Source organism: Levilactobacillus angrenensis (assembly GCF_003946085.1).
Lineage (GTDB): Bacteria > Bacillota > Bacilli > Lactobacillales > Lactobacillaceae > Levilactobacillus > Levilactobacillus angrenensis.
Genome location: NZ_RHOB01000046.1, coordinates 1 through 4,139 on the forward strand (window position 1 = coordinate 1; position 4,139 = coordinate 4,139).

Sequence of the window (4,139 nt, forward strand, 5' to 3'; positions counted from 1 at the left end):
AGGTTTGGCTGGCACTGGCGTGATAACGTTTATTCATGGCACTTTGCAGACTGGATAGTGAGAATAGTTGGGGACTAGCACGCTTTTTAGCCTGTTTTTGGACGTCCTTGATTAAACCGCCCTGTGAGCCTTTCTGAACGTGTTTAGCTTGCATGAATGTCATTATCCCTGTTTCGTCTTTAAATCGCTGATAGGGGTCTAATTTTGCGACGAATTTTTGCTGATTAGCTAAAATTTCCGCATTTAGTTCAAAATAGGGTTCCGGCTTAAAGTTTTTGATTGCCTGGTCTCTTCGATAAACCATATACAAGGTTGGCGTCTGCACGCGACCAATTGAGTACACCCCGCGCACCCCTTTTTGTCTTAACAACAAAGTATATAAAGGACTGCCATTCATACCAATTAACCAGTCACTAATTTGACGGGTTTGGGCTTCTTTATAAGCCAAATAGTCTTTGTGCCAATCACCAAGATTTTTAAAGCCGGTAATAATCGCGTCTTTTTCTAGGCTATTCAACCAAAGGCGCTTAATCGTTTTCGACTTAACATCAATATGCGCTTGGTTCATGATCGACCACGCGATATTTGACCCTTCTCGACCACTATCGGTGGCCACAATAATGGTATCGGCTTTCGTTAACAGGTCTTTAACGACCTTGAATTGGGCTTTTTTACTAGCTGACACTTCAAACTTGTATTTATCGGGGAAAATCGGTAAATTAGATAAGGCCCATTGCTGGTATTTCTGATCATATTTATCCGGTGTGGCTAGTTCAACTAAATGTCCGAGACCATACGTGACAAGCGTATTATCGGGCAAAACAGGGTCACTAACCGTATAGTAACCCTGTTTTTTTGTGCTCTTTTGAAAGGCTTGGACGTATGAACGGGCTTGACTGGGTTTTTCAGCTAAGATAACAGTGGTCATGTTCGTTCACTCCTTATGATTCAATTTTTGATCTAATTCTGTTTTGCCTTGTTCAGCCGCTTTTAACCAGGTTTAACGGTGCATTTTTTATTCCGATTACAAGTGCATGCCCCCATCTTCATGCCGATTTCGAGTTTGGTGTTGCCGTTGCTTTTTCGCCATTTCCCACTCAGTCTCTTTTAAACCTTGCGCCTGTCTTTGTCGTTGGTAATCTTCATCACGAGCATATAGAACAGTCATGATCGCGTCACTAAAGGCCGTCTTTAAGTAGTAGTTTGGACTAACTGGCTTATAATTTAACGGTTGATAATGTGCCAGCTGGGATTTTCGATATTGATCGTCCTTAGCTTGTTGCTCTTTTAACTGTTTTTGGATTTTCTCAATCTGACTGTTCTTAATCGTTGGATCGACTTTACATTCACCCAAAAAGAGTTGTTTAGTGCCGTCATGCTTTAAAACCCGTTGTAAGTGATGATTCTCTAACTGATCTAAGCTAAGCTGTCCCGATAAATAAGCTAACCCTAATTGATGTTCTTGGGTACTGAAAACCCTCGGTGGGTTTTCTTGCCATTGTGCCATTGTTTCGACTTTTAATGGCTTTAAAGTTGGATCATAGTACATCACGGCTGTATAGGCCTGTTCTTGTCTAACTAGTGAAAGATCATCTAAATCACCATTAGGAAAGGCTCTTTTCAATACTTCATGGTATTGCGTTTGAATGACTTGCTTAACTGCTATGATTGTCCGTAGGTCTTTGACTGCTCTCGTAATCGTTTGCTGTTCTGCTGGTGAATACTTTTCTAGTAGTCCTTTATCGACGTGTTCTAGGCTTTCTAAGCTATCAGAGTGGATCATTAGCGTATATTTCAGATCAATTTTGGTCTCTTTTTCTTGTTGCATTAATAACTTAAAACCAACGTATGGCCGCTTGGTAAAGGTCAATAATTGCTGGGTCAATAAATCATCACGAATATTCATTAAACGTTCGTTTAATTCACTGCCTTTGAAAACTGTTTGCTCGCTTTCGGTTTCCTTAATTAATTCTCGTCTTTCAGCTTGCGTGGTCTGTTCAAAATTAAGCTCTGGATAAAGTTTTTTCGTGGTACGATCGACCACTTTGTTTAAGAGTTCATCTGCCTTTTTTAATGAGCTTTCTTGTTGGTTAATTGTCAATAATTGTTTAGTCACATCTTCACCAACTGCATGTTTAATTAAGGTGCTATTTTTCCAATTAAATAGCATGCGCCGTTTATCATCTAAACTCTCCAAACTGATATAAGTTTTCAGTTCATGGCTTAACTCATTGACCACCCGTTTTTCATTAAACGAGAAGTGTTCACTTAGGCTATCTAAGTGACCTCTATTGATTGCTTTTTCTTGGTTGTTTTTATAACTGGCTTTGGCTTTGCGATAGTTCTTTACTTGTTGGTTAAATTCTTTTCTTTCATACCGCTTACTATTAATTCCCTCGTGTTGGGTTGGTGTATCATCTATTCCCTGCTCAGTAAATGATTTTTCACTGATCCGATCGGGAATATTTTTTTGCTCTAAAACCTGATTGACACTAACTGCCCAATTATGACGCCATTCAATTATTTTTTCTTTCTTATCCCAATCGACCATCAGTATCTTTCTACTCTTAGGGTACTTGCTAGTTCCGGTATACATTTTATTGCCATTATCATCTAAAATATATTGCTTTTTGCTCTTAATTCCCCATGTTCCATCTGAATTAAACGGCCGATTAGTTAACATCACATGAGCGTGCGGATTATCTGGGTGGTCGCGATGAATTGCCACGTCGGCTACCATGCCCTCATCAACAAAATTTTCTTGCACATATTTTGTCAGTAATTCTTTCTGTTCGGATTCACTTAATTCTACCGGTAAAGCCACGTTAAACTCTTTCGCATACCGAGAATTTGCTCGCCGATCTTTTCTTTCTACTTCGTTCCATAATTTTTCTCGATCACTGGCCCATGCTGGTGCATTTTTAGGAGTTAAAATAAAACTCTCTGGTATGACTGACCGAGCATAGAAATAGTGGCGACCTTCTTGATCATCAAATAATTTTTCACCACTTCGATAAGCGGCACTGGCAATCGCACTTCGTCCTTTCCCAGCACTAATATTACTAAAACTCATATGAAAAATTGCCATACTAGTCACCACCTTTCTTTGGATCTATTGGTTGATTTTGTTGTCGCCATCGGCGACTTCTAATACAGGATTTTAGCACGATTTACCCCACAATAATTTAGTGGGGTGTAAGTGCGCATTGACCTCGTTTCACTCGGTCTGCTGATTCTCCTGAATTTACTTTTAGTGTATGCCTTCCGCTTCGCTATTTCAACTTCTATACTTTGACTTAACGTTTCCTATATGATATAGTTTCGGTGATTATTTCTAATATGATTGGAGGAATCGTTATGTCTAAAAGTAACTTAGAAAAACAAGAAGCTAAATTAAAAGCCCTTAATCAAAAAATTAAGGACGAAAAAAATAAGATTGAACAACGGCTAGGTAAACAAATCATCAGTCAAGCCAATTTAGATTATGCTAATTTGTCTAACGATCAGATTAAGCTTTTAGCTAAGCAATTTTCTGAATTTTTAAAGGTAAAGTCCGTAGATCATTAGCCATACGAGATGGGGAAATTCCATGTCTAATCAATATGAAAAACTAGTCGAGCAGCAAGCGCGTTTAAAACAAAAAATTGATCGGGAAGATTTTAAATTACGACAATCTAAATACTATGAAAATCGGCAAGCTCGCAAAGCCCGTTCTCGCCGATTAATTCAAAAAGGGGCTTTATTAGAAAAGTACTTTCAAGCTGATAACCTCTCGGTCGAACAAACCGAAGAACTTTTAAAAACATTTGCTGACTATGTTAATGCCCATAAACCGGATAAATTAAAAAACGATCAACCTAATAACTAGGCCGATCGTTTTTATTTTCAGGATTGTTTTTTGGCTTAATTTCTGGATTGTGTTTAGCAAAGTCTTTTAACTGTTTTTTGAATTCTTGGTGTAAGCTCTGCTTTACTTTCTTTGTGCTTCCTTTTACTTGATCGCTGTTGAATTATCTTTTGACCCTTACCTCTTCTTTTTGATTTTAGGTCAAGCGTAAAATCTGAAATTTTATTTTGATCTAGCTTACTTAAATGACCGATTTCTTTAAAGTTTAAACCGGCTTTGGGAAAGCGATAAA

At 38.2% G+C, this 4,139-nt stretch carries 4 protein-coding genes and 1 pseudogene; 2 read left to right on the forward strand and 3 right to left on the reverse strand.

What is annotated here, in order from left to right:
* Both EKM83_RS12915 and mobQ read right to left on the reverse strand, forming a co-directional pair.
* A partial coding sequence (locus EKM83_RS12915) for a DNA topoisomerase (RefSeq protein ID WP_263853792.1) occupies positions 1 to 928 on the reverse strand: 928 nt, incomplete at its 3' end.
* A 96-nt stretch (positions 929 to 1,024) separates the two neighbouring features.
* The gene (gene mobQ / locus EKM83_RS12920; protein WP_064578755.1) at positions 1,025 to 3,088 is read right to left on the reverse strand and encodes a MobQ family relaxase; all 2,064 of its coding nucleotides are present in this window, start codon (positions 3,086 to 3,088) and stop codon (positions 1,025 to 1,027) included.
* 251 nt (positions 3,089 to 3,339) lie between these two features.
* Between mobQ and EKM83_RS12925 the strand changes: the two genes are divergently transcribed.
* Together EKM83_RS12925 and EKM83_RS12930 are read left to right on the forward strand one after the other, a co-directional pair.
* Positions 3,340 to 3,567 carry a hypothetical protein gene (locus tag EKM83_RS12925; RefSeq protein ID WP_071665499.1) on the forward strand — a complete coding sequence of 76 codons (228 nt, stop codon included), beginning with the start codon at positions 3,340 to 3,342 and terminating at the stop codon, positions 3,565 to 3,567.
* 22 nt (positions 3,568 to 3,589) lie between these two features.
* Complete coding sequence (locus tag EKM83_RS12930) at positions 3,590 to 3,868, forward strand: hypothetical protein (RefSeq protein ID WP_125577945.1); 279 nt, start codon at positions 3,590 to 3,592, stop codon at positions 3,866 to 3,868.
* Here EKM83_RS12930 and EKM83_RS12935 read toward each other — a convergent pair.
* Positions 3,858 to 4,139: pseudogene (locus tag EKM83_RS12935) on the reverse strand (hypothetical protein); the annotation flags it as partial. The gene EKM83_RS12930 and the pseudogene EKM83_RS12935 overlap by 11 nt on opposite strands.